The sequence below is a fragment of the Paenibacillus sp. J2L1-98 genome (assembly GCF_056269405.1).
Genome location: NZ_JBWDNW010000003.1, coordinates 201,971 through 224,621, shown reverse-complemented (window position 1 = coordinate 224,621; position 22,651 = coordinate 201,971). Strand labels below are relative to the sequence as shown.

The 22,651-nt window shown below is 49.0% G+C and carries 20 protein-coding genes and 1 pseudogene; 5 read left to right on the top strand and 16 right to left on the bottom strand.

Annotated features, from left to right (window positions below):
• Positions 1 to 78 precede the first annotated feature (78 nt).
• Entirely contained in the window at positions 79 to 978 is a 900-nt protein-coding gene (locus AC0YNZ_RS09290) for an ArsR/SmtB family transcription factor (RefSeq protein WP_475826337.1), read from the top strand.
• 51 nt (positions 979 to 1,029) lie between these two features.
• Here the strand turns inward: AC0YNZ_RS09290 and AC0YNZ_RS09285 are convergent, their stop codons facing one another.
• From AC0YNZ_RS09285 to AC0YNZ_RS09240, 10 genes are all read right to left on the bottom strand, one after another.
• A complete protein-coding gene (locus tag AC0YNZ_RS09285; RefSeq protein WP_475826336.1) occupies positions 1,030 to 1,587 on the bottom strand; it encodes a DJ-1/PfpI family protein in 558 nt (185 codons plus the stop codon).
• A 91-nt stretch (positions 1,588 to 1,678) separates the two neighbouring features.
• Entirely contained in the window at positions 1,679 to 2,176 is a 498-nt protein-coding gene (locus tag AC0YNZ_RS09280; protein WP_475826335.1) for a DUF1854 domain-containing protein, read from the bottom strand.
• Position 2,177: 1 nt separating this feature from the next.
• Complete coding sequence (locus tag AC0YNZ_RS09275) at positions 2,178 to 4,412, bottom strand: ABC transporter ATP-binding protein (RefSeq protein WP_475826334.1); 2,235 nt, start codon at positions 4,410 to 4,412, stop codon at positions 2,178 to 2,180.
• A gap of 43 nt (positions 4,413 to 4,455) precedes the next feature.
• Positions 4,456 to 4,893, bottom strand: a complete 438-nt coding sequence (locus tag AC0YNZ_RS09270) for a S24/S26 family peptidase (RefSeq protein WP_475826333.1) — start codon at positions 4,891 to 4,893, stop codon at positions 4,456 to 4,458.
• A complete protein-coding gene (locus AC0YNZ_RS09265; protein WP_475826332.1) occupies positions 4,886 to 5,164 on the bottom strand; it encodes a PqqD family protein in 279 nt (92 codons plus the stop codon). Before AC0YNZ_RS09265 ends, AC0YNZ_RS09270 begins: the two co-directional genes overlap by 8 nt.
• The gene (locus AC0YNZ_RS09260) at positions 5,161 to 5,823 is read right to left on the bottom strand and encodes a hypothetical protein (protein ID WP_475826331.1); all 663 of its coding nucleotides are present in this window, start codon (positions 5,821 to 5,823) and stop codon (positions 5,161 to 5,163) included. The genes AC0YNZ_RS09265 and AC0YNZ_RS09260 overlap by 4 nt, the downstream gene beginning before the upstream one ends.
• Positions 5,824 to 6,052: 229 nt before the next feature.
• Positions 6,053 to 6,199, bottom strand: a complete 147-nt coding sequence (locus AC0YNZ_RS09255) for a hypothetical protein (RefSeq protein WP_475826330.1) — start codon at positions 6,197 to 6,199, stop codon at positions 6,053 to 6,055.
• Between the two features lie 132 nt (positions 6,200 to 6,331).
• Positions 6,332 to 7,492: a nucleotidyltransferase domain-containing protein gene (locus AC0YNZ_RS09250; protein WP_475826329.1), complete on the bottom strand. Its 1,161-nt coding sequence runs from the start codon at positions 7,490 to 7,492 to the stop codon at positions 6,332 to 6,334.
• A gap of 161 nt (positions 7,493 to 7,653) precedes the next feature.
• Positions 7,654 to 8,295, bottom strand: a complete 642-nt coding sequence (locus AC0YNZ_RS09245) for a hypothetical protein (protein WP_475826328.1) — start codon at positions 8,293 to 8,295, stop codon at positions 7,654 to 7,656.
• Between the two features lie 91 nt (positions 8,296 to 8,386).
• On the bottom strand, positions 8,387 to 9,637 hold the full coding sequence (locus tag AC0YNZ_RS09240; RefSeq protein ID WP_475826327.1) for an MFS transporter: 1,251 nt from the start codon (positions 9,635 to 9,637) through the stop codon (positions 8,387 to 8,389).
• A gap of 253 nt (positions 9,638 to 9,890) precedes the next feature.
• Between AC0YNZ_RS09240 and AC0YNZ_RS09235 the strand changes: the two genes are divergently transcribed.
• Positions 9,891 to 10,781 carry an ROK family protein gene (locus AC0YNZ_RS09235; protein WP_475826326.1) on the top strand — a complete coding sequence of 297 codons (891 nt, stop codon included), beginning with the start codon at positions 9,891 to 9,893 and terminating at the stop codon, positions 10,779 to 10,781.
• Between the two features lie 402 nt (positions 10,782 to 11,183).
• On the opposite strand, the gene AC0YNZ_RS09230 is transcribed toward AC0YNZ_RS09235, so the two are convergent.
• From AC0YNZ_RS09230 to AC0YNZ_RS09220, 3 genes and pseudogenes are all read right to left on the bottom strand, one after another.
• Positions 11,184 to 11,747, bottom strand: a complete 564-nt coding sequence (locus AC0YNZ_RS09230) for a TetR-like C-terminal domain-containing protein (RefSeq protein WP_475826325.1) — start codon at positions 11,745 to 11,747, stop codon at positions 11,184 to 11,186.
• A gap of 21 nt (positions 11,748 to 11,768) precedes the next feature.
• Positions 11,769 to 12,479 carry an MBL fold metallo-hydrolase gene (locus tag AC0YNZ_RS09225; protein ID WP_475826324.1) on the bottom strand — a complete coding sequence of 237 codons (711 nt, stop codon included), beginning with the start codon at positions 12,477 to 12,479 and terminating at the stop codon, positions 11,769 to 11,771.
• Between the two features lie 197 nt (positions 12,480 to 12,676).
• Positions 12,677 to 13,956 (bottom strand): annotated as a pseudogene (locus tag AC0YNZ_RS09220) (adenylosuccinate synthase).
• Positions 13,957 to 14,066: 110 nt separating this feature from the next.
• Here AC0YNZ_RS09220 and AC0YNZ_RS09215 point away from each other — a divergent pair.
• Positions 14,067 to 14,972 (top strand): LysR family transcriptional regulator, encoded by a 906-nt coding sequence (locus AC0YNZ_RS09215; RefSeq protein WP_475826323.1) that lies wholly within the window; start codon positions 14,067 to 14,069, stop codon positions 14,970 to 14,972.
• Between the two features lie 84 nt (positions 14,973 to 15,056).
• Here AC0YNZ_RS09215 and AC0YNZ_RS09210 read toward each other — a convergent pair whose 3' ends face one another.
• Together AC0YNZ_RS09210 and AC0YNZ_RS09205 are read right to left on the bottom strand one after the other, a co-directional pair.
• Complete coding sequence (locus AC0YNZ_RS09210; protein WP_475826322.1) at positions 15,057 to 15,602, bottom strand: DUF4362 domain-containing protein; 546 nt, start codon at positions 15,600 to 15,602, stop codon at positions 15,057 to 15,059.
• A 42-nt stretch (positions 15,603 to 15,644) separates the two neighbouring features.
• Positions 15,645 to 17,114 (bottom strand): protein adenylyltransferase SelO, encoded by a 1,470-nt coding sequence (locus AC0YNZ_RS09205; RefSeq protein WP_475826321.1) that lies wholly within the window; start codon positions 17,112 to 17,114, stop codon positions 15,645 to 15,647.
• Positions 17,115 to 17,459: 345 nt separating this feature from the next.
• On the opposite strand from AC0YNZ_RS09205, the gene AC0YNZ_RS09200 reads away from it, so the two are divergent.
• Positions 17,460 to 17,846, top strand: coding sequence for a YmaF family protein (locus AC0YNZ_RS09200; RefSeq protein WP_475826320.1), 387 nt, complete (start codon positions 17,460 to 17,462; stop codon positions 17,844 to 17,846).
• Positions 17,847 to 17,945: 99 nt separating this feature from the next.
• Here AC0YNZ_RS09200 and rfbB read toward each other — a convergent pair whose 3' ends face one another.
• Positions 17,946 to 18,971: a dTDP-glucose 4,6-dehydratase gene (rfbB, locus tag AC0YNZ_RS09195; protein ID WP_475826319.1), complete on the bottom strand. Its 1,026-nt coding sequence runs from the start codon at positions 18,969 to 18,971 to the stop codon at positions 17,946 to 17,948.
• 429 nt (positions 18,972 to 19,400) lie between these two features.
• Between rfbB and AC0YNZ_RS09190 the strand changes: the two genes are divergently transcribed.
• Entirely contained in the window at positions 19,401 to 22,502 is a 3,102-nt protein-coding gene (locus AC0YNZ_RS09190; RefSeq protein ID WP_475826318.1) for an S-layer homology domain-containing protein, read from the top strand.
• Positions 22,503 to 22,651 lie beyond the last annotated feature (149 nt).

Sequence of the window (22,651 nt, the reverse complement as noted above, 5' to 3'; positions counted from 1 at the left end):
TATTAGTAAACTTCCAAGTTGTGTGCTTAACTTTTAGATTATATAATAAGGGCAAATAGACGAAATGAGGCGCTTTCCATGAACATCGAAGTTAATAGCCATAATTTAAAATTTCTTGAGTGCTTTGCTTCAGACACAAGAGTAAAAATAATCGAACTATTGAATCATAAGCCAATGAATATTAAGGAATTAGCGGAAGCGCTTAGCATCTCGTCAGCTATCGTTACCAAACATATTCAGAAGCTCGAAGAGGCTTCGATTATTACGACAGAGAGCGTACCGAGTACGAGAGGCCGCCAAAAAATATGCCATCTGTCGCTCGATTCGGCAACGCTGCAGTTCCGGGCCAAGGAGCAGACCGATCAAAATCGATATGCCGTATCCATTCCGATCGGGCAATACTCCGCCTACGAAGTAAAGCCGACTTGCGGCCTTGCCTCCGATGCCAAAATTATCGGCATGGTCGACGATCCCCGCTATTTCTCTGATCCCGAACGTGTGAAGGCATGCCATCTCTGGTTCGGCAACGGCTATATCGAATATCGTATCCCTAACTACTTAGTCGGCAAACAGAGCGCCCGCAGCATTTCCATTTCGCTCGAAATTTGCTCAGAAGCACCGCACTATAACGAAAATTGGCCTTCCGACCTTTCCTTCTATATCAATGACGTTTGCTTAGGCGTTTGGACCTGTCCTGGCGATTTTGGAGCGCTCCGGGGCGTTTATACTCCTGCATGGTGGGATCTTGGAACGCAGCATGGCTTACTCAAGCAAATAACTGTCGATTCGGAGGGCGCTTACATCGACGGCATTCGAATGTCTGACCGAACGATTAAGGAACTGCTCATCAGTTATGGGGAAGATATCAGATTCCGAATAAGCGCTCCCGAAACAGCTACTCATAGCGGCGGTCTAAGTATGTTCGGCAAGCAGTTCGGCAATTACGATCAGGATATTCAAGTTTACGTTTCGTACTGACGCGATGCTTTATCCAGCGCCAGTACGGCCGCTTAGCCGAATTGAAAAGAATTATTTTCGCACGAGCTTAAGAAACTCTCTCATGAAACCGGAAAGATCCGACCATAGTTGTACAGATACAATATTTCCATCCACATATGGCGTTTGGTTCGTATAGATCGCACCCAAATCTTCCACATCGAAACGGAGGGTTGGATAGGTGGTCATCGTCCGGCCTGTAAAATAGCTCTTATTCTTCAACGCTTTCAAAACGAGCACCCCATGGCATATCACGCCGACAGGTTTACCCGTATCGAAAAAATGACTGACGATTCTCGGGATATGCCTATCCAACCGGATATATTCTGGGGCTCTCCCGCCCGGTATGATAAGAGCGTCGTACTCTTCAGGAATAACTTCGCTAAACGAGAGATGCGATCCAAGCTGATAGCCGAGTTTTTCAGTGTATGTATCCCATCCCTCAAAATCATGAACGACAGTTCGCAGTATTTTTCGTACCGGTGACGCAATGACGGCCTGATAACCTTCTTCCAGCATCCGATAGTACGAGTAATACACTTCTAGAACTTCTACGGCATCGCCTGCCAAAATCAGGATTCTCTTAGACAACAAAGTCACTCCTTTATTAATCCAGTCGATTCCATTATATGGCTCATTTAGGACTCTCAGAATAACAAATCCGAACGATGGAAAACATCTTTCAATTCAACTTCTTCCATAATTCACGGCTGCGGGCATCCATTCGATCAGGATCGGACAGCTCGAAACGGCGCCCTTCATTATCCGTTACCATCCAGCGGCTATCCGTTACAGCATGGATATTATCATGAAGGTTGTCCATAACCAAGCTCGCCGGTCCATAGTTCGTATCTACCTGCCAATGCCACCCGGCTCCTCTTCTTCTCACGGACAGGATTTGCTTGACGATAGGAATCATATATGTCCGGTGAAGCTCCTCCCGTACAATCTGTAAGCTTTCTTCCGCCAGAAAATTCACATCCTGAATCATAACAATTTCAGCCCCGTCGGCCGAGCGTACCGAGATGAATCTGTCAGGCATCGTATAGGGAAAACTGCGAACAAGTTTCACACGGGCAAAACACTTTCCTTCCAGCACCAAATGTAAAATACCATCAAGAGTCCGGAACAGACGTATATCGTTTAACTCAGACCGGTTCAAAAAGTGTACTGCGTTCATCTCATCCGACCTCCGATGGCATTTTTATCATTTGTTTCTGCGATTCGACCAAACGATAGTAATGCGTTTGTTTCGCGTAAAGCTCATCATGCGTCCCTATTTCCGCAATACGGCCTTGGTCGAGGACAACAAGCCGGTCTGCATGACGAAGCGTGGAAAGACGGTGGGCAATCGCGATTGTAGTTCTCCCTTGAATTAAGCGGCTTAGCGCTTCTTGAATAAGCCGCTCTGTCTCCGTATCAACAGATGACGTCGCTTCGTCCAAAATCAGAATCGCCGGATCGAGCAGTAAAGCTCTTGCAATTGCAATACGCTGTTTTTCCCCGCCTGATAAGCGGTGTCCGCGTTCCCCGACGCGTGTATCATAACCCTCCGGCAGACGGCAAATAAAATCATGGGCATTCGCAGCATGGGCAGCCTCGATAATGGCTTCCGGCAAAGCATCGGGACAGCCATAGGCTATGTTCTGGGCTATCGTACCGTCAAACAAAAATGTTTCCTGCAGCACGACGCCAATATGCTTCCGGAGGCTCTCCTGCCGGATATCTCTCAAGTCGTACCCGTCAAGCTCAACGCTCCCGGCATTCGGATCATAAAACCGGCAGATCATATTGATGAGAGTTGTTTTCCCTGCACCCGAGCGTCCAACCAATCCGATCATTTCACCGGGGCGGATGGTGAGGCCGATATCTTTCAGCACCGGGCGGTCCACTTCATACCCGTACCGTACACCGTGAAAGCGGATCTCGCCAGCTACGGAAGAAAGCTCAACCGCATCCGGTTTGTCAGGGACATCGATCTTGGCATCGATGATTTCGATAATGCGTTCGGCCGAGCCAAGCGACCGGTTTAACCAGCTTAATAGCTGCCCAGAGGCTTGGACAGGTCCGAAAAACATGAGCAAATAGGTTGTAAAGGCGGTCAATGTACCAATGGACATGGTGCCGGACATGACCGAGCGTCCTCCCAAGTACCAGACAGCGATGCCGAACGCAGCGGTTAACACCGTAAAAATCGGAGATACGCCAAGCCAAAGATTACCGAAAGAAATCGTCCGGTTGATCCACTGATCATTCACCCTGTCGAATCGGTTTTTCTCGGCCTTCTCCTGAGCAAAGGCTTTAATGACCCGAATGCCCTGAAGTGCTTCGCCAATCACATTATTCACATGTAAAGCGGACTGCCACTGCGAGTACCACATCGAGCTAAGCCTTTTCCACAACCAATAGAATCCCGCTGCGAGCAGCGGAGTCGGGATTAGAATCATCGCAGCCAGCTTCCAATTCAGATGAAACAACATAAACAAGATAAATACGGCGAGCAGCAGCTGCGTAACCAGATAAACGATGCCGTTCGTCAGAAACTCTTTCAGCTCTTCGGTATCGTCCTGGATCCGTCCGATAAATTGCGAGACCTGGCGATGATCGAAAAATCGCATCGAAAGCTTCATCAAAGCGCCGAACATGTCCCGGCGGATCGCCCCTATCAGATTCCCGCCTATCCGAACGCCCAAGTAGCTGCGGATGACTTGCATGCCTGCAGATATCACCTGTACAAGGGCTAAACTGCTTGCCAAGCCAAACAGAACAGCCGTGCTTCCGGATGATTTGGTCACTTCATCCACAATCATTTTGATCAAATAAGGGGGGATCACTTCAATAAATACGGATATAGCCAGCAGTAATGCGCTTACCAGCATGGGACGCCGATAAGGGGTACAATAAGCTGCCAGCCTTTGAAGCATGGACCATTTGCTGCTGATTCCTTCACGTTTGCTTTTACCGGAAGAGGCCTGTTCGCCGCGTTTCTCGCCTCTTTTCACTTCCTTATTTTTTTCGGCACTATGGTCGGCAGCACCGCCTGCGGCTTCCTCTTCTGCCAGCCAATTTTTAATTGCAGGCAATGCCTGCCGGAAAGACTCAATGTACGGCAGTGAAAATGCAGCAGCTTCTATTTCACCATCACCGGTTATAATAAAAAACGATGCTCCGCCGAGAACTTCACGAACGGATACATCGATCATTTTTTCCTTACGTAAGGTCATCATCGTTTTCCCATGCTCGTCCACCACTTCCAACATCGAAGTTTTAAAGACGACATCGTATAGCCGAAATCTTCGTATACTGCTGTCCACATCCGCCCTTAGACGGAGCCATGGATTCTCCGAACCCTGCTGCTCGAATGTACTAACATTAACAGGCTTACCAGCTTCCCACTTCGAGTTCTCCGTTTTCACGTCAAAATACTCCTTTGTCAAAATCACTCTGCGGCCGTTGCGTTTAACGCAGTTTTCTTTCTGCGTACCAACGAGTCACTTTGTACCATTTGGGCACATACTTGGCCAGAGCCGCAAGCAGCTTGGACTCCCAATGATTCGCGGGTACAAAACGGCTGTTGCGGCGAACGCCCGCCCATCGTCCGATAATGCTTGAGAACGGAACGGGATCATCCGGCTCAAAGCACGTATCCCCCTTAAAGATGAACCATTCCTGAAGGACATCCTTTTTCACCGCATACAGCCTGTGACCTGTCAACAATCCCTGTTCCGTAACGAATAAGCATATATCGCCAACCTTCAGATCTTCCCGCCGCACAGTCATAAAGGTGCTGATGTTGCCTTCTTTAATCAAAGGATACATGCTGATACCCGATGAGGGCAGCTCGATTTTGCCGGTACGCTCGATTGCCGCTGATAGGACAGGGACCAATTCATTCATTTCTTAACAAACCGGCCTCCAGCAGCATCTGAACAAATGCCTGCACATCAGCTTTAACCGTTTCCAGCTCAACGCCATACTCGGAATGGATTTTTCCGGCCAGCTCTGCAACCGTCGGATAGTCAGGAAGGATCGACCAAATGTAGCCTCCAAGCTCGTTCACCTTCGTGATGCCGTGGGTCTCGATATTCAGCAGCAGCCACTCGCCGTCCAGTTCCGCCGTCTCGATATTTTCCTGTCTTAGCAGCTTCTGGTTTGCCAGAATCGTCATGAGATCACTCCCCAAAAAGTATCATTTTTCTGAAAATACAGCTCGTAAGCGGGTACGGCTTCTACCGCCTGCTTGCACAGCTTGATCAGCTTAGCCGTTTCCAGCTTGTTATGCTCCCAATAAAAAACTTTATCAATCAGCTTAATCAGCGCATCGCCCTTACGGATACCAACCCGTTGTACATTTTGCGATTGGATCAAAAAATGGATACCTGCCAAGGAACTGCTTGGCAACTCGCATGCTTCTTCCATTTCGCTGCGGAACGGGGAGTCATGGACCGTGATCGAGCCATCCGGCTCGAATAGCAGAAGTGTTGCCTCATCGGAGAGAATCGGACGCGGAACGGAAAGATCGGCCACCGTCGACTTGCCCGCTCCGGATGGACCGGCAAACATCCAAGCGCGATTATTTTCTACCACGCAGGAAGAATGAATGAGCAGCCCTTCGCGCCGATGGATCAGCCAGGCACTGTAGAGATTGATTAATGCGTGCTTGAGCGCCAGATCGTCGTGAACATAGATTTTAGCCATGCTGTAATCCGGTGTTGCAACCAGCTTATAATCCGAGCGGGTATAAACATATTCTCCGCCGATGTCCTCCATCTCGACCGGACCGTCATCATACGGTTTTCCGTAGAAGTCGTAGACCTCCACTTTCATGTCAGGCTCTTTATGATTAGGGCATGGTTCCAAAGAACGAAATCTTGCGGTCAATTCTGTATATAAAAAGGTGGTTTGAATTTGAAAAACAATCGAACTCTTTCCGACCTGTGTATGCAATGTGTACGTCATCCTGCACCGCCCGTTCTTCAGAAGTTTCTAGAGAAGAAAAGGGAGCAAACTCGTTCGCCCGCTCCCCTTCCCAAAAAAAATCTATCACGCTTTCTACTTAGCCACCGATATAATGTCTGCAGAATCTAGGTTTAAAGTTACGTTTCTGACACCATTCGTAGCCGCCGATTTTATCGCTTGGTCTTGCTGTACCAAATTCGACAGTTTGCTGCATAAGTACTTTTGGAGCTTCATACTTTTTCATTGCGTTCACCTCCTCTCCAAAAACTTATGCAAGTTTCTACTATCCGTCAACATTTTTACTAAAATTTAGTTAGATTTTACTATAAAAATTTGAATCCCTGCTTCCCGAGTCGCAATACCGGGACTGTTCAAATTAACTTTTCTCATTTCGTTTGGAGCGTAGGGTACGCAGCCAAAACTGCAGTCGTCGCTTATAGATTCTGGCATAGATTTTGGTTATCGGCTCATTTGAATCCGAAGCTGCGGGTTTACTGCCATACTTCAATTGGTCCAAGGCATACTCTCTCGGCGGAAGCAGCAAATAACGCAGATGCGCCCACTGTTGTCTGGCCGAATCATAGGCGACGAATGCCGAAAACAGATGGAAGCCGTAAAGCCGCCAGTTTTTTCGACCGTTCTGGGCATTGCGCATCAATTCGATATTCCAGAGCGGCCAGCGTCTCCGTACAGTCAGCGGCTTGATCTCCTGCAGCTCGGGAAATAAGTCATAAACAATCGTCAGCGCGATCAGCACCTTGGCATAATTTCCGTCCCCCTTTGCCTGTTCAAAGAGAATACCGTAGTCGATTTCTGCGCTGCAGCACCGCAAGACATGTAAAATATCAATAACATACTTAAGCGAAAACATATTATGTTTATAGCCGTGAAGGCATAGGTAGTAAAAGGTATCCTTGATCGAAAGCTCCTTCACAAATTGATAAGGGGAAATCGGCTCCGCTTCCCGCCATAAGCCGCTCATATCCGTATCCGAGACATGCTCCCTCAAAATGTTCCAATGAAGCTCCACCCCAAGCAGCGGGAAATCCTCGTTAGCATAAAATTTGTTCAACAACATATGGAAATGATCCTCATCGTCTTCTTCATACCGGATAAATGCGTGGCTCTCCAAAAGAGAAACCGCCTTATCCAAGTCTGCAGGATGTACGAGCAGATCGATATCCGATGTCCCTCTGCCCGAGAAATGGCCGAAAAACCGTTCAGACAAACGAATGCCTTTCAGCACGATAACCCTAATTCCCGCACGCTCGAAAGCGTCAAGAAGCTTGTACATTTCGGAGCGGATCAGCATATTTTGGAACAAAACAGCATCTACACCCTCTTTTAGCTCGTTTAGGTGCTCAGAAGGTACGGCTTCTAAAAGTCCGCCGCTCTTCAACAAATAATAAACTTGGGGAGCGACTTGAAAAATATCGATGTCGTCAATCGCTTCTTTAGCCATCTCTTCAGAGTCAAACAGTGGAAGTTGACGTTGATAGATCCGGCTTATAAGTGTTACCGCTTTTGAATTATTCACGTTCCACTCCTTCCTGCCGTTAATAAACTAGTTTCGGATTGGAATACCAATTTGCGGGGGTATAGCAATCCAGACTTCTTTCAGACAACAAAAAAAAGGAGATGCACGGGCTCGTGCATCTCCTTCTATTCAAGCCAATTATTTATCGCGGATTCTTGCGCTTATTGCGCTGCTGCTGCCTGCTGATCTTGCTGCTGAGGCGGTCTGCCGCCACCGCCACCGCCTCCGAAGCCGCCGGTACGAATCGTAATCGACTCGGCCTCCTGCGTATCGTCTTTTAGCATAACGGACAAGATATCATCAGCCTTCAGATCAGCTAATGCGACTTCCTTTTCTACCATTTGTTCGTTCTCGAAGGTCATGGAGACGATTTTCGTCGCGGCGGTCACTTTAATATCTACCGTTTCGTCCGAAAACATCGCTCCCCTATTCATTCGTCCGCCACCTTCTGGAGCTGTTCCATCTCCAGCTGGCGGCTGCTGTCCTTCCCCATCCGCTGGCATTTCGCCGGTACCGTCTCCCTGCGGGGGACCGCCTTGCCCCGTCGGCACCGCAGATTTGTAGAGCGTTATCGTTTGTCCATCAATCGATTTCACTTTTCCCATCAAATCCGCTTGAGCGCCCATTTGTCTCATGCCCGATCCGGCATCGCCCTGCTGAGCACTGCCGTTCGTTCCATTTTGCTGCACTTCTTCCTGCCCGCCTGCCTGCGTTTCAGCCTGCGTCTGTTCTTCCTGCGCTCCGCATCCTGCTAGAGCAGCAGCGATAACTACCGCGCTAAGCATCACTTTCCATTTGTTCATATCGTTCATCTCCTAATTTGAATTCCTTATGTTAATAATGAATTCTAGCATTCGAATATGAACGAGAGATGAACGAGAACTGAGTAAGAGATTAACTTTGCGGGGTGAGCCTCCGTCGTTTCCAATTGCCCGATAAAAACAGAAGCGTTCCGATCCAGCCGCAAATCGAAGCGATGATAAGCAGTACCGATAAGGATACGCTAGTAGACAGCGATGCGCTGAGGAGCGGACCGAGCGTACCGCGGAATCCGAATAGCATCAAATGCAAGCCGAACACCATCGCTTCGCGGCCGGGCGCCAACCGGAACACAAATGCTAAAATACCGATATCCCAAATCGCTTCCCCGATCCCTTGAATCGCATTTCCGGTTATGACCGCAGCATAGCTTCCCCAAATCCCATACAGCATCGGCACTACAGCATAAGCAGCAATGCCGCATAGCAGCGTATATTTAATATGGATCCGATCGATCATCCAGCCCGCTATCCAGAAGGTAAGAAGCAAGGCTGTAAAATAAGCGACGCGGGCATATCCAATCTGTACGTTTGACAGCTCCAACACATCAACTTGAATAATCTGATAGAGCGGATTGGCAAGCATATTGCCGAAGCCTGCGAACGTAGTAGCCGCAAGAAAAACAGCAAGCGTCCGATTTTCTTTAATGAGCTTCCACTGCTCCTGCAGCGGAAACCGGCTTCCCTTTTTCAGAGCAGCGGGCTTCACCTCTACCGTCTGCTTTGGCAGCTTCAACGTATTAAATAATCCAATAGACAGCATACCTGCAAGAGAAGCTGCGATTAAAGGCCCAGACGGACCAAAGGCATCCGACCAGCTACCTACGAAGTAAGCGAGCGGAATCATGATGACCCCCATCGCCATCCGCACGTAGCCCATGAGTCTTCCTCTCAAATCAGCCGGATACATCCGCGATATAAGCGCCGCATAGGCAGGAGCTTGAATGCCCATCAATAGTTGAAACGCGAGCGCAGCGGCAACATATACCGATGGATTTGCGAATAAGGCAGGCAGCAGCAAGAGCAATCTACCGATCGCATTGGGAATGATGACGAACGGTCTCGGATTGTTTGCTTTCTCGATCCAGGTCGCCCAGAAGGGTGAAAACAGTAAGCCGACTGCGGGTGCAGCCGACAATAATCCGACTTGAAAATTGCTTGCGCCCTGTTGAATTGCGAATGCGACGTAGAACTGGTTCAAAACAACATTAAATAAGCTGAACAGACAGGATGCCCCAACATCAATGCGGGCGTTTCGCCATACGTTTGCGGTCATCGGCATCCCAAATTTCAATATGCGTTGACTTGCTTTGACCTCGGATTCCATCGGATAATTAACCTTCTTCTCTTCGCCCGGATGTAAAGCCCAGAGGACCCCTTGCGCCGCAAAGGATCCTCTCTCTAGCACTATTCGATAGGATATTACTACACTCCTCTCTTTTTGTACAGAATTAGTTAAAGGTAAAAGCTGCCGCTTCCGCTGCGCGCTTTTCTGCTCTGTTCTTCCTAATATTACGCGAGTGTGATAGACTTTTTCTCGAACAGTTTCAGTTATTTTTCATATCATTGGAGGGTGCTGCGTGAGTATAGCAATAGGAATTGATATTGGCGGAACAAAAATAGCATTTGGCTTCGTAAATGAACAAGGAGACGTTATTGCTAAAGGCTCGTTAAAAACCGACCTCACGGTCGCGCCGGCCGAGATGCTTGCGCGGGTCGCCGACGCGGTAAAGCAGCTGGCTGAGCAGAACGGGCTATCGCTTGAGACATTGAAGGGAGTCGGCGTAGGCGCGCCCGGCCCGCTCAATACGCAAAAAGGAGAGCTAACCTGCCCTCCTAATTTAAAAAGCTGGTGGGGCTTCCCTGTCGTAGACGCGCTTAAAGCGCATCTGCCTCTGCCTATTAAGATGGAGAATGACGCTACGGCAGCTGCGCTCGCCGAGAAATGGATCGGCGCTGCGAAGGATTCCGAGCATTTCATCTTCATTACGATAAGTACGGGCATTGGCGCCGGCATCTTTATGCACGGAAGGCTGCTTACCGGATCAACAGGCAATGCCGGTGACGCGGGCTTTATGCTCGTGGATCAAGCCGGTACGCCATGGGAGGCAGTTGCCTCCGGTACATCCGTTGCCCGTCAAGCGACGGAACTGCTTGGCCGTGAAGTTACATCCAAGGAAGCGTTCGAACTGGCCGTGCAAGGCGATCCGCAAATGTCAGAGCTCGTTAACCGCGTATTTGCTTCGATCGGCATGGGCTGCGTTTCGCTCATCAATATATTGGATCCGAACAAAATCGTAATCGGCGGCGGCGTTTCGCAGGTAGGCGAGCCGCTTTTTGCAGCCGTAAGAGACTACGTTTCCAAAAATGCGCTTAACCCGTCGGGCAGACAAACCGCTATCGTTCCCGCACTGCTGCAGCAGGATGCGGGACTGATCGGCGCTGCCGCATTGATCCAACAAGCATACTAATAGGCAGAAAGGGGCAGTTCTTCAAGGTCATAAGCCTTAAAGAGCTGCCCCTTCCTGTATGGCGAATAAGTTCACCCTCATAGCGTCCTTGAATTGCAGCGCTTATCCTCATCAACTAGCTATCTATACATCGTTCCTGCGAAAATAGATCTAATATGTAGAACTATTTTCATCAGATTTGCTCGATTCACCAAAATAAGTCTAGAAAACAGACCTACTTTTGCGCATCCCGGCTAATTTGCCGTTTAAGCCTTTGCTCCAATGAAAATAGATTTAATATCTAGATCTATTCCCCTCAAACTTACTCGATTCACCAAAATAAGTCTAGAAAATAGACCTACTCTTGCACATCCCCGTCAATTAGCCATGTAAGCATCAGGGGTCAGCTTCTTTTAACTTTGATTAGGGCTGGCGAAGTCCGTTCAAATAGGTTTGGATTACGAGTTTCAGGCTTTCATCGACGGCCTGAGGCATCCCAAAACCGCCCTTCTGCTCGATGGAAGCAAATCCATGCAAGAAGCTGCGTAATCCCCGCACATGATGAATGGCCTTATCGCGGTCCAGCTTATAATAGCTGAGCGTATTCACCAACAGATCGACCAGGAACTGCCCGGCTGCCGCGTATTCTGCATCACCCGCGTCCGGCGAGCGCAAGGTTAGTTCATATAAACCCGGATGCATCCTTGCAAATGCGATGTATGCGGAGGAAATGGCGTGTATCGCCTCATCGCCCCTTTTATCTATTAAAGCCATATTAATTGCAGCAGTCAGCTTCTTCAGCCCGTAAATGGCAAGCTGATTGCGCAACCCATTCAATCCGTTCACATGGTTATATAAGGAAGGAGAACGAACGCCAAGCTTCTGCGCCAGCGATGCCAGCGTTACTTCTTGTATACCGTGCTCATCTGCGATGGCAGCTGCCGCTTCCACGATCGTAAGCAAATCAAGCCCCCGTCTTGGTGACATGGAGAAATCCCCCTTTTACTTCTATTTTGCCAAGGACCGCTCCGCCTCATTAATTGCTTTATCAATCAGCCGCTTCGGCTGAAACACCATATTGCCATGACCGGCAGCGAGCAGTGAAGGCTTCAATTCTCTCAGTCGGCGCGCCGATTCGAGACTCGTTCGTTTATCCCAGGTAGCCATGGCGGGAAAAGGAAACAACAGCTTCAGCTGTCCGGAGACCGCAACGCCTGCGCGGGTTTGGAACGCATCTCCAACGATTAAAATATCGTTCCGCATGTCAAGGAATGCCATCGAACCGGGCGTATGACCCGGCGCGGCTACCGCGAGCAAAGAACCGATGCGATCGCCGTCCTTCAGCAGAATGTCAGGCTTCGTACGAATCTTCTTCGGCACGCCGCCGCGAATCGGACCGCCTGGTTCATTAGGGTCCAGAGATCGATCACCCGCAAGCAATCTTGCGTCTCTTTTGGATATGAACACCTGCGCGGCAGGAAGCTGCTCCTTTAATCCGTCGAGGGCGCCGATATGGTCGTCATGAGCATGCGTCAGTACAATCCGGTTAATCGGTTTACCTATTTGATCAGCCGCTTGCAGGATAGCTTTAACATTATTAGGAAGCGCGGCATCCACCAGCGTCAAGCTTTCTTCCTCCTCAACCAAATAGCAATTTACCGGAAACACATTCGGCAAATATGTCAGCTGCACAACCGTTTTTTCACGAATCATTCTCATCCCAATCGGCCCCCTCAACTAAAAACTAATGCCATTAGTTTTATAATAAACTAATGGCATTAGTTTTGGCAAGCCCAAGTTTATTATTTATTTTCGCTGTAAAGAAAAACTTCTATTCGGTTAAAACAATAGGGTGGAGAGAACAAGCAGCATCCTGAATGCCCGGACACTGCTTTTTTTTCTTTGCCTGCCCGCGTTTATCGCTTTATGAGCTGCTCGCGGCTTGGCCCTACCGATACGCTTGCGACCCTCACGCCGATTGCCTCTTCCACAAACCGGACATATTGCTGCGCCGCTTCCGGCAATTGCTCAAATACGCGCACCTGCGAAATATCGCAGTGCCAGCCCGGCAGCCGCTCCAATATCGGCTTTGCCGAATCAAGCTTTGCCGTAACCGGATAAGAGTCCTTCACGATTTGTCCGTCCAGCTCATAACCTACGCATACTGGTATTTCCTCTAAATAACCGAGTACATCGAGATTGGTTAGCGCTGCCTCCGTAGCGCCTTGAATCATGCAGCCATAGCGGGTAGCTACCGCATCAAACCAGCCCATCCGTCGCGGCCGTCCGGTCGTTGCGCCAAACTCTCCTGCATCGCCGCCTAATCGGCGCAGCTTGTCGGCTTCCGCAACTGTCAGCTCGCTAACGAACGGCCCCGCTCCCACACAGCTGGAATACGCCTTTACTACCGCAATGATTCGCGTAATCGCGTAGGGCGGCAGTCCCGCACCAACCGGCGCAAAGCCTGCCAGCGTTGAAGATGAAGTCGAATAAGGATAGATGCCGTGATCCGGATCACGAAGCGCCCCAAGCTGTCCCTCCAGCAAAATCGGCTCTCCGCGCAGGTAAGCGTCATGAAGGAGCTTGCTCGTATCGCATACGAAAGGACGGATCTTCACGGCCTGGTCAAGCAGCTCAGGCAGAAGCCCGCGCGCGTCTATTGGCTTGCGGTTATACAGCTGCTCAAGCAGCACATTTTTGGCAGCCAGTGATTGCTCTAGTCGCTGCAGCAGTCGCTCTTCATCGTACAAATCCGCAACCTGAATGCCTAGCTTCGCATATTTATCCGCATAAAACGGAGCGATCCCCCGCTTCGTTGATCCGAAGCTGTTTGCTCCAAGCCGCTCCTCCTCCAGCTCATCGAACAAACGATGAATGGACAGCACAACCTGAGCCCGTTCGGATATGCGAATTCGCGCTCCGGCACTCCTCTGGCCAACAGCTCATCCCGCTCCCGCAGCAGCACATCAATGTCCAGGGCCGTACCGGGACCGATGACGTTCGTAATTTGCGGATAAAAAACGCCCGAAGGCAGCATGTGAAGCGCAAATTTCCCAAAGCTGTTTATAATCGTGTGCCCGGCATTGCTACCGCCTTGATAACGCACGACATACGAGGATTTTGCGGCTAACGCGTCCGTCATTTTACCCTTTCCTTCATCTCCCCAATTCGCCCCCACTATTGCGGTAACTGTCAAACCAATCGCCTCCCGACCTTGTTTTCACTCTACATCGTTCATTATAATGGCAATAATGACATTAATATAATTGATATTACTAATATGAAATATAAGGTGAGGTAATAGGTATGCTTATTAATATGGAGTGGTATCGCGTCTTTTATTGGACAGCCAAGACAGGCAGCCTTTCGCGCGCCGCAGAGCAGCTATATATTACACAGCCTGCCGTCACGCAAACCATTAAGCAATTAGAGGCCAAATTAGGCGGACAGTTATTTTTCCGCATGGCAAAGGGGGTTAAACTCACAGCGGAGGGAGAGGTGCTGTTCCGTTACATCGAACAGGCATACCGGTTTATGGAGACGGGCGAGCGAATGCTCGCAGAAATGCACAGCCTGCAAAGCGGGGAAATCAGCATCGGCGCCAGCGACACGCTATGCAAGCATTATTTGATGCCTTATTTGGAACGGTTTCATACCGCTTACCCTGACATTCGCATCCGCGTAACGAATCGTACTTCCCCCGAAACAATCGCTCTCCTTAAGGAGGGTAAAATCGATTTTGGAATTGTGCATATGCCTGCGGCAGACAAACAGCTGGACTTTCGTGTAAGCATGCCGCTGCAGGATATCCTTGCCTGCGGCCGGGCTTATTCCGCGCTTGGCGGCAATGTCTTAAAGCTTGAACATATAAGCCAATTTCCATTGATGCTATTAGAGAAAGGAAGCAGCACACGCCGTTCCCTTGACGAGTATGCCGACGCGCATGGCGTTAAGCTTGCTCCTGAGCTTGAGCTGGGCAGCATCGATTTACTTGCCCAATTCGCGCGAAGCGGCTTCGGACTCGCCTTCCTTATTCGTGAATACGCCGCAGATGAGCTGGCAACAGGCGAGCTTATCGAAATACCAGTTCATCCGCCCATCCCCGCGCGCAGCATTGGCATCGCTACGCTGCGCGGCGTTCCGTTATCTTCGGCAGCCCAGCGGTTTATCGAGCTGCTGCCTGACTCCGATCAGTGCGGCGGCAATATTTGAACCGCTTACTATGATTTAAGAGCTTACTTTTTCTTTCTTATAAATCTAATTGCTATTGTTATAATTGAATAATCCGTTCATCCGTTATCTTTCCACAAAAAGAACAAAAATTTCTTTTTTGCCCGATTCGTGCACGCCTATGATTTTCCTGCAGCCGGTTAGTATGTATTGAGTGCCCTCCGCTTTACCCTCACGGGAAACTTCCCTTTTATCGATCCTTTCACAAGAGGTTTTTGATTTCTCTCTTGTTTTACCCCCGAACTTATCTCTGGAACTATCATAACTGTATTGAATTTTCTCACCATCGAAATGCAGATCGCTAATTATTGGATCCCCTTCGTCAGTAAAACTTGTTATTCTTAATTTACTTTCCTGATCTTTATCTACATTACTTATGAATGATATTATTTTTTCTGTGTTTAGCGGCCCGCCTGGGCCAACTACGATATCGCCATTCCCTTTAGCTTCCTGTAATGAATATTGTGATGCTGTATTACAACCAGTTAATATCATTATCAGAGTTAACATGAAAATAATAGGTCTCACAACACCACCCCTAACTATAAACGTATCGAAGATCCATTTTGTTTCTGAAGCTTGCCCTTTAGCATAATAAAATGAGCAGGCCACCGCAGCGCCTGCTCATCAATTAGTTGGTCTACTGCTTTTATATCAAGTACCGCAAAAGGTTTGGTAAGGATGGGTTGATTGCGCAGGCAGCGTGGAGTAATCAGCCTGTTCAGGGGAGTGCGCGTAGGGGCTCGAAAGAACATCAAGAAGCCGCTCCATCACGCTGTAGTCTCCTTGTTTCACCGCTGCTTCCAGCGCGTCTTCTACCCGGTGGTTGCGAGGGATCAGCGCGGGATTGCTGCTGCGCATCAACTGATGCGAGGAGGATTTTGGTTCCTGCTGCTTGCCTAGTCTCGTCTGCCACTGCTCATGCCACTGAGCAAATTCCGTAGTGCCAAACAGGACCGTATCCTCCAGCGTATCAAAAGTTAATGCGCGGAATGTATTGGTGTAGTCCGCACGATACTTCTGCATCATACTGAGGAGGCCTTCTATAAGAGATTCATCCTGCAGCTCTTCGTTAAAGATTCCCAGTTTCGCCCTCATTCCCGCAAGCCAATTATGGTAATACAACTCGGCAAAATCTGAAATCGCATCCTCGGCCAATTTGACAGCCTGCGTCTCATTGACATGCAGCAGCGGCAATAGCGTTTCCGCAAATCTCGCAAGATTCCACGCTGCAATATTAGGCTGATTGCCATAGGCATAGCGCCCATGAATGTCAATGGAACTGAATACCGTTGCTGGATCATAAGCATCCATAAAGGCGCAAGGACCATAATCAATAGTCTCTCCGCTGAGGGTCATGTTGTCTGTGTTCATCACCCCGTGAATAAAGCCAACGAGCTGCCATTTAGCAATCAGCATAGCCTGACGCTTGATTACTTCCTGAAGCAGGATAAGATAGCGGTTCTCAACAACGTCAACTTCTGGAAAATGTCTTTGCAATGTGTAATCAGCCAGAGTCCGGAGATCATCAAGATTGCCCCGATTAGAAACGTATTGAAAAGTGCCGACGCGCAGATGGCTGGCAGCCACGCGGGTCAGAATTGCACCAGGTTGCACGGTTTCACGGAATATGGACTCACCGGTTGTCACCACCGCTAAGCTGCGGGTGGTAGCAATACCAAGCGCATGCATTGCTTCGCTTATGATATATTCGCGCAGCATCGGCCCAAGTGCCGCCCGGCCATCGCCTCGGCGGGAGTATGGCGTTTTACCTGAACCCTTAAGCTGAATATCGAACCGCTCACCCAAAGGAGTGATCTGTTCGCCAAGCAGCAGAGCCCGGCCGTCTCCTAACATGTTGAAATGCCCGAATTGATGCCCTGCGTAAGCTTGGGCAAGAGGCAAAGCGCCTTCGGGGACCTGGTTGCCAGCAAACACTGCCACGCCATCATTGCTTTGCAGCGCTTGGACGTTCAACCCCAGGGATGCTGCGAGCGGATTATTAAGAATGATCAACTTCGGTGAGCTTACAGGGGTTGGACCCTGCCTGTTAAAAAATGATTTCGGCAGATGAGCATAACTATTATCGAAATTCCATCCGGTTTCTGTTTTTTTCTCTGTCATCGTAACTCCTTTTTTTCCTTTGTATCTTAGTTTTCTTTACATAAAACAAAAATCATTGGCATTATGATATGTTAAGTTATCTGCTTTCTATTTCAACACAAGAAAGCCCTTTTAGTGTTTACTTCTGCCAATTTATTATACCCTTTCCATGTGTTATTCTGCCAGCCCGGTCAGCTGGAGCCATTGTGTTCAGATCTTCTATAAATGCAACAGCTGCTGCGTTGCTATCGTTCTGTTTAAGATTACCGCATTTATTTTATTATGATGGGCATTGGCCGTTTCCTGACTAACATGACTCCACATAGACTATCCCGTACTTTACATGTTTGGAGAAAGGGGCATAATATGAATATTCCGATAACCGGACTCGTTATGAATTCTGGAGATGACGATGCCGATCATTCGCACAAACTATATATAACCTCTTGGAACGGTACACCTGTCCATGTCCATTCTTTTGCCGGTATGACTTCCAATAATGATGGACACTCCCATCAATACGCCAATTGGACCGCTCCTGCTCCTACCGGTGTCCCTCATGTACACGGGTATTATACCGTGACTTCTGTGAATCAAGGTCATACCCACATCATTCAGGGGACAACTGGCCCAGCCATTGCCCTTCCAGGAGGGGGGCACTACCACTTATTTGAAGGATATACGACAATTAACGGCAGCCATCCTCATTCACATGCTTATAGCGGAAGAACGGGAGACCAAGTCAGTTCTTAATACCGATCAGCTTGCTGCACTTTATAGTCATAGATTGAGATAAAGTCAAAAAAGAAGTCCCCGAATGGGACTTCCTTTTATGTTCATAGCATTAGAAATTCAAAACTTAGAAGCATTCGATATAATATCCTTCTGTGTCCACCAATCTTTATTTTTCATGTTCCACTCGATCGTAAGATGTAATCCTTCTTCGAAATGATATGCCGGTTTCCATCTCAACTCGTTCATAATTTTCGCCGGATAATTCGCGTAACGATAATCTTGGCCGGGGCGGTCCTCAACGAACCGGATTAATTCTTTTGGTTTATTCAAAACCTCCAAGATGAAGCGAACAACATCAATGGTCCTCTTTTCTTCCCCGGATCCAATATTGTATATTTCTCCCCTCTTCCCAGAATGAAGCACAGTATTGATAGCCGCATTATTGTCCTTAACAAAGACCCAATCCCTAATGCTCATTCCTTGACCGTGAATGGGAATCGGCTGATCATTCAATGCATTTAATATCGTCATGGGAATCAGTTTCTCAGGATGCTGCGAAGGGCCATATGTATTGCCAAAACGGACTATATTGAACGGAAGACCGTAGGTATTGCTATATGAGCGTATTAATAAATCCGCGCTTGCCTTACTTGCAGAATAAGGGTTATTCGGCGCGAGCGGTGATAGTTCCGTAAATAATCCTTCATCCTGTAATGAACCGTATACTTCATCAGTCGAGATTTGAAGAAATAATTTAATTCCGTGTTTTACCGCCTTATCAAGAAGTACTTGAGTTCCGTTAACATTCGTTTGGATGAAAATTCCCGGATCTTTAATACTTCTGTCCACATGAGACTCTGCTGCGAAATTCACGATTATATCGATGCTATAATCACGGATAATGGAATCCAATAAATCTGGATCTCCAATATCCCCTTGGATAAAATAATGATTTTTATATTGATTGATATCTAACAGGTTGTTTGAGTTTCCTGAGTAAGTTAATTTATCAAGATTAATAAAATGGTACGACTGGTATCTAGGCAGCATATACCTTAAAAAATTACTGCCGACAAAACCTGCCCCGCCTGTTACAAGTATAGTCGGAGAGGCGTACTTAATATCGAAAATTGTGTCCATCATATCTCCCTCATTTCTCAACAGATTTTATTCCAAAGAACCTATAGAGGTGGTAAAAATTATGACGTCATCTGAACACATTCCTGCTGCCCTACTCCAACCGAATTACTATTTTCCAAATAATAGTATACGAAGTATACAGCATGTTTGAATGACTTACATCGGATTTTAGGACCATTTTCAATTATCCTGCCTGTTAGCTTAACGACACTTTCAGTACATAACTTATCTTATCCATCAGTGCCGCTTGTATAGGAGGAAGGCTTTCACGGAGACCGCCGCGGTGGTCTCTTTATTTGGCGGCTGGGAACCGCGCTGGAATTTGAAAGGAAAATTTCTGAGTGAATTATCATTTTTTCACCCCCCTTATATCTTTGGACAGGCCCGATTTTTATAATTGAAGTGGATAAATTTAGTAAGAGAGGAGCCAGGATGAGAAAATTATTGATTGCAACCTCCGTGATGATCGCCCTTGCATCATTGCCGTGCACGGGAGTCGGCGCAACGACGGCGGATTTCAAAGACGTGCCGGATACAAGCCCCTATTTCGCTTATATTCGCGACTTGAAGACGCTTGGCATAGCGAACGGAATCTCCGAAGGGATTTACGGTCCGAAACAGATGCTGACCCGCGCCCAGTTTGCCAAATTCGTCTCCGTCGCTTTTCAGCTGAAGGACCAAGGAGGACCGGCGCCCTTCCAGGATATCCGGGATCACTGGGCAGCCGCCTATATACGCGCCGCCTATCAGGCGGGCATCGTTAACGGCACTTCCGATACGACTTTTTCACCGAATGAGCCGGTCGAACGCGAAGAAGCCTCGGTTATGGTATGGCGGCATGCCAAAAAACAGGGTCTCACTCCGCGCGGCGCGCTGAATTTCAGCGATAAGCCGGATACCTGGGCGATAGAAGGAATCAGCGGCATTATTGCTCACGGCTGGTACGGTTCGGACATTACCCAGGATTCCGGCGTGTGGTCGTACCGGCCGCAGGACGCGATGACCCGCGAGGAAGCAGCCGCCTTAATCGACCTGTCGATGAAAGAGGTTCCCGGCAGCCTGCCTTTGGCCGCGGTTCCGGCGGACGGCGTTACATCCGGCCTTCCTTCGGGAAGCGTTCCGTACGGAAGCATGGCGATACTGAGCGCCGCGAAGCCAGGCGCGACCATCTACTACACGACGGATGGCAGCGATCCCCGGACATCGTCCACCCGCAAGCCGTATACTTCGCCCATTCCGGTACTAGGAGGGCTTCAGTTGAAGACGTGCGCGGTATACCATCCCGCTTCCGGCAAAACGGAAGTCAGCGGCGTTTCCGTATACAAGTATGAGGACGGGCCCGTATCGCCTCCGGGGCCGTCCGTAGGCCTTTACGACCTGCTCGAAAGCTTCAAACTGATGACGAGCCGCGCGAATATGTACATAGCTACGGACCATCCCGCTCACTTCGGCAGCGATGCGAAACGGATGTCGCGAACGTCGACGGCGCCGGGAAGCATCGTTTACCATACGAAATACGATATCGCTTCTGTGCTCTTTTACAACTACTTTTTTACCGGAATTGAGCTAAAAAAGAGCAAGATGTTCGCCTCGGCGAATGGAAAAACGTATCAGGAAATACCGGTCAAAACCTATCCGGTCGGCAATCCTTCGGGTGATTGGCAGCAGTACGCCTATGAGGCTTCTTCGCTGCCGGCAGGAATGCGCTATTTGAAAATCGAGCTGCACGGAGCCGACAAATCCTGGTCGCCGCAGCTTTCCAGGGTATCGATTAATCGAAGCACCGCTTCCGTCGATGTCAAGTCGGCCCGAAACGCCGAATCGCTTCAGGTCGAACTGTCTTCGGCGACCCAAGGGGCCCGAATCTATTACCGAAAGGACAGCGCCCCTGCGTTTCAGCTCTACACCGGGCCTTTCCAGCTTACGGGATACAGCGTGCTCGAAACCTATGCCGTGAAAGACGGCTTGGAACCGAGCCCCATCCGCAAAACCAAGCTCAACGGGAGCAGCGATATTTTGGTCGATAAGTTCGGTCAGATGGTTGCCGCGGATTTTCCGGAGAAGGTGACGAGCGAGCAGGAGCTCAAAGCGGATGACCAGGCCGATGCTTCCTATTACGGCAGCCTGAAGCCGCCGGCGGATCTGGACCGTTACGGCGGACTGGCGGGCAGCGCGGCCAAATACAGCCTGAAAGGCACCGGCTACTTCGCGATTCAGCAGCTCGGCGGCCGGAAGGTGATGAAGACGCCAAGCGGCAACATTTTCTTCAGCCTGGGCATGAACGGAATCACCCCCCATGAAACCTATACGATGGTCAAGGGCCGAGAGCAGCAGTTTGAATCGATCCCTCCCTACGAGGGAACGTACGAGCCGGCTTTCATCTCGCCCGATCACAGCAGTTTCTCGTACTATATGGCGAATAAATACAGGAAAACGGGAACGTTTCCGACGGAGAGCTCCTTCTATACGGAAGCGGTCGGGCGGCTGAAGAAATGGGGCTTTAACAGCGCGGGGGGCTTTTCGCCCGAGAAATTCGGCAATGAGAATCAGTTCCCTTACACGCGGATGCTTCCGCTGGACATGGACTTAGCTAAGCTGGAAGGGATTTCGATCTTCGATATTTTCGCGCCGGACGCCGCGGCCAAGATTGATGAGGCGTTTGCCAAAGCGCTGCCGCCGAACAAGAACGACCCGATGCTGATCGGCTATTTCATCGGCAACGAATACGATTATCACAAATTTTATTCCAACGTGCCGAAGCTGAAGGCCAGCTCCGCCGCCATTAAAGGCCGTCTGGTCAAAATGCTGAAGGATAAATACCAGACCATCGATATGTTCAACCGGAACTGGGGAACAAGCTTTACCTCTTTTAACGGCCTGCTTGAAGCGGAGCTTCCGGTGAAAACGTCGGAGTCCTGGGCGGATATGGATACGTTTTTCCGGTATTACCTCGATACGTTCTATGGAACGGTTTCGCGGCTGTACCATAAATACGATCCGAACCACCTGCTTCTCGGAGACCGCTGGATCACGACCCCCTTCCACAATGCGAAGTTCCGCGACGTGATGGCGGAAGTCGAAGGGAAATATTCCGATGTGATCAGCATTAACTATTACTCCTATAAAATCGAGGCCGATCTGTTGAAGGATGTCTATACGAAATCGGGCGGCAGACCGATTCTGATAAGCGAATTCAGCTACGGCACGGCGGAGCAGGGGCTGCAGCCTCTTCTGCCCAATGCGGCCGTGAACCAGTTCCAGAGAGGCATGCGCTACCGCAATTACGTGGAGAGCGTCGCGAGTCTCGGCTATGTCGTGGGTGCCCATTGGTTCAATTATGTGGATCAAGCCCCTCTCGGCCGATATTGGCAGGGAATCGGCGAATGGGCGGAACGCTATAATTCGGGCGTCATCAACGTCACGGACCGTCCGTATAAGCCCTTCCTGTCCGGCGTCATGCAGACGAACTACGACATCTACAAGGTCCTTCTCGGGGAACGGACAAAGTTCTATTACGATTTCAGCCAAAAATAAGGCGTGATGTCTTGAGAAAATAAAGTGTTAGAGTGAAGTGCTTGATTTTACTGGTTTTATGAAATGTATTATCGTCAGCCATCAAAAATTAAGTATTAGACTCGTTCTAGAAATGAAACAGCGGCGGAATAAGACTCAAAATTAGTCTT

What these genes read in the sequence shown, in the direction of transcription:
- AC0YNZ_RS09290 (WP_475826337.1), top strand. Translation starts at nt 79, where the DNA reads ATGAACATCGAAGTTAATAGCCATAATTTAAAATTTCTTGAGTGCTTT.
- AC0YNZ_RS09240 (WP_475826327.1), bottom strand. Translation starts at nt 9,637, where the DNA reads ATGGAATCCGAGGTCAAAGCAAGTCAACGCATATTGAAATTTGGGATG.
- AC0YNZ_RS09205 (WP_475826321.1), bottom strand. Translation starts at nt 17,114, where the DNA reads ATGACAGAGAAAAAAACAGAAACCGGATGGAATTTCGATAATAGTTAT.
- rfbB (WP_475826319.1), bottom strand. Translation starts at nt 18,971, where the DNA reads ATGATGGACACAATTTTCGATATTAAGTACGCCTCTCCGACTATACTT.
- AC0YNZ_RS09245 (WP_475826328.1), bottom strand. Translation starts at nt 8,295, where the DNA reads ATGAACAAATGGAAAGTGATGCTTAGCGCGGTAGTTATCGCTGCTGCT.
- AC0YNZ_RS09200 (WP_475826320.1), top strand. Translation starts at nt 17,460, where the DNA reads ATGAATATTCCGATAACCGGACTCGTTATGAATTCTGGAGATGACGAT.
- AC0YNZ_RS09265 (WP_475826332.1), bottom strand. Translation starts at nt 5,164, where the DNA reads ATGACGATTCTGGCAAACCAGAAGCTGCTAAGACAGGAAAATATCGAG.
- AC0YNZ_RS09225 (WP_475826324.1), bottom strand. Translation starts at nt 12,479, where the DNA reads ATGAGAATGATTCGTGAAAAAACGGTTGTGCAGCTGACATATTTGCCG.
- AC0YNZ_RS09190 (WP_475826318.1), top strand. Translation starts at nt 19,401, where the DNA reads ATGAGAAAATTATTGATTGCAACCTCCGTGATGATCGCCCTTGCATCA.
- AC0YNZ_RS09215 (WP_475826323.1), top strand. Translation starts at nt 14,067, where the DNA reads ATGCTTATTAATATGGAGTGGTATCGCGTCTTTTATTGGACAGCCAAG.
- AC0YNZ_RS09255 (WP_475826330.1), bottom strand. Translation starts at nt 6,199, where the DNA reads ATGAAAAAGTATGAAGCTCCAAAAGTACTTATGCAGCAAACTGTCGAA.
- AC0YNZ_RS09260 (WP_475826331.1), bottom strand. Translation starts at nt 5,823, where the DNA reads ATGAAAGTGGAGGTCTACGACTTCTACGGAAAACCGTATGATGACGGT.
- AC0YNZ_RS09230 (WP_475826325.1), bottom strand. Translation starts at nt 11,747, where the DNA reads ATGTCACCAAGACGGGGGCTTGATTTGCTTACGATCGTGGAAGCGGCA.
- AC0YNZ_RS09270 (WP_475826333.1), bottom strand. Translation starts at nt 4,893, where the DNA reads ATGAATGAATTGGTCCCTGTCCTATCAGCGGCAATCGAGCGTACCGGC.
- AC0YNZ_RS09280 (WP_475826335.1), bottom strand. Translation starts at nt 2,176, where the DNA reads ATGAACGCAGTACACTTTTTGAACCGGTCTGAGTTAAACGATATACGT.